The sequence below is a fragment of the Paenibacillus sp. Y301 genome, from assembly GCF_059445505.1.
In genome coordinates, this window is sequence record NZ_JCAIUL010000041.1 from 1 (window position 1) to 1,321 (window position 1,321).

The following is a 1,321-nucleotide window of genomic DNA, read 5'->3' on the forward strand; positions in this document are numbered from 1 at the left end:
GATTCATACGGGGTTTCACGTGCCCCGCACTACTCGGGATCCGTCTCGGAGGGATTGGACTTTTGGTTACAGGGCTTTTACCTTCTATGCCGGGCCTTTCCAGACCTCTTCACCTAACCCAATCCTTTGTAACTCCATGTGAGACGTCCCACAACCCCAAAGAGCAAGCTCCTTGGTTTGGGCTAATCCGCGTTCGCTCGCCGCTACTGACGGAATCACTATTGTTTTCTCTTCCTCAGGGTACTTAGATGTTTCAGTTCCCCTGGTCTGTCTCTACATACCCTATGTATTCAGATATGAGTGACTGCGTATTACCACAGCCGGGTTTCCCCATTCGGACACCCCCGGATCAAAGCTTGCTTACAGCTCCCCGAGGCAGTTTCGTTGTTCGCCACGTCCTTCATCGACTCCTAGCGCCTAGGCATCCTCCGTGTGCTCTTAGTAGCTTAACCATCATGCTCCTATTTGGCTTTTTTCGCTCCGCTTGTTTTGAATGACTTCCCGTTAGGCAAGCCCACTTGAAGGTCCATTCAAAGCCAAAGTCGCTACAAAATCCAAACACTCGCATATCAATTAACCTGTATCCGATAAATCGGATAGTCGGTTGCTACTTTTACACTTTGTTTGAGTTAACAAGTTAACCAAACTTAGATAAAAAGTGATGAATTTAAAATTGATGAATACCAATTTTAAAAAGCATCTTTAATGTTTGTTTCTTCATTGCAAATTCGTTCGTTATCTAGTTTTCAAGGATCAAGTTAAACATAATATGGTGGAGCCTAGCGGGATCGAACCGCTGACCTCCTGCGTGCAAGGCAGGCGCTCTCCCAGCTGAGCTAAGGCCCCATAATGGGATATGAAATTACATGGTGGGCCCTGGTGGACTCGAACCACCGACCTCACCCTTATCAGAGGTGCGCTCTAACCAACTGAGCTAAGGGCCCTAATCAATAAAAAACACTCATGGGATAAACCCACAAGGGTTGCGCTTGGCAGCGTCCTACTCTCCCAGGACCCTGCGGTCCAAGTACCATCGGCGCTGGAGGACTTAACGGTCGTGTTCGGGATGGGTACGTGTGGAACCCCTCCGCTATCGCTACCAAACGCAGTGCTGAAAGAAAATTGCTCTTTCAAAACTGACAACGAGTGAGGAAATATTCGCAGGCTCTATGGCCTACAAGTCTTATCTTGACTACTATATGAATGTTTCCGTTGCAGGAAACGATTCTCCATAGAAAGGAGGTGATCCAGCCGCACCTTCCGATACGGCTACCTTGTTACGACTTCACCCCAATCATCTACCCCACCTTCGGCGGCTGGC

2 tRNA genes and 3 rRNA genes are annotated in these 1,321 nt (G+C 48.4%); all 5 read right to left on the minus strand.

Annotation, left to right across the window (positions count from 1 at the left end):
• Nucleotides 1-452 (minus strand): 23S ribosomal RNA (locus tag AC1D69_RS24970); the annotation flags it as partial.
• A gap of 318 nt (nt 453-770) precedes the next feature.
• Nucleotides 771-846 (minus strand) — tRNA-Ala (locus AC1D69_RS24975).
• A 21-nt stretch (nt 847-867) separates the two neighbouring features.
• Nucleotides 868-944, minus strand: a tRNA-Ile gene (locus AC1D69_RS24980).
• Between the two features lie 43 nt (nt 945-987).
• Nucleotides 988-1,104 (minus strand): 5S ribosomal RNA (rrf, locus tag AC1D69_RS24985).
• A 131-nt stretch (nt 1,105-1,235) separates the two neighbouring features.
• A 16S ribosomal RNA gene (locus AC1D69_RS24990) occupies nt 1,236-1,321 on the minus strand; the annotation flags it as partial.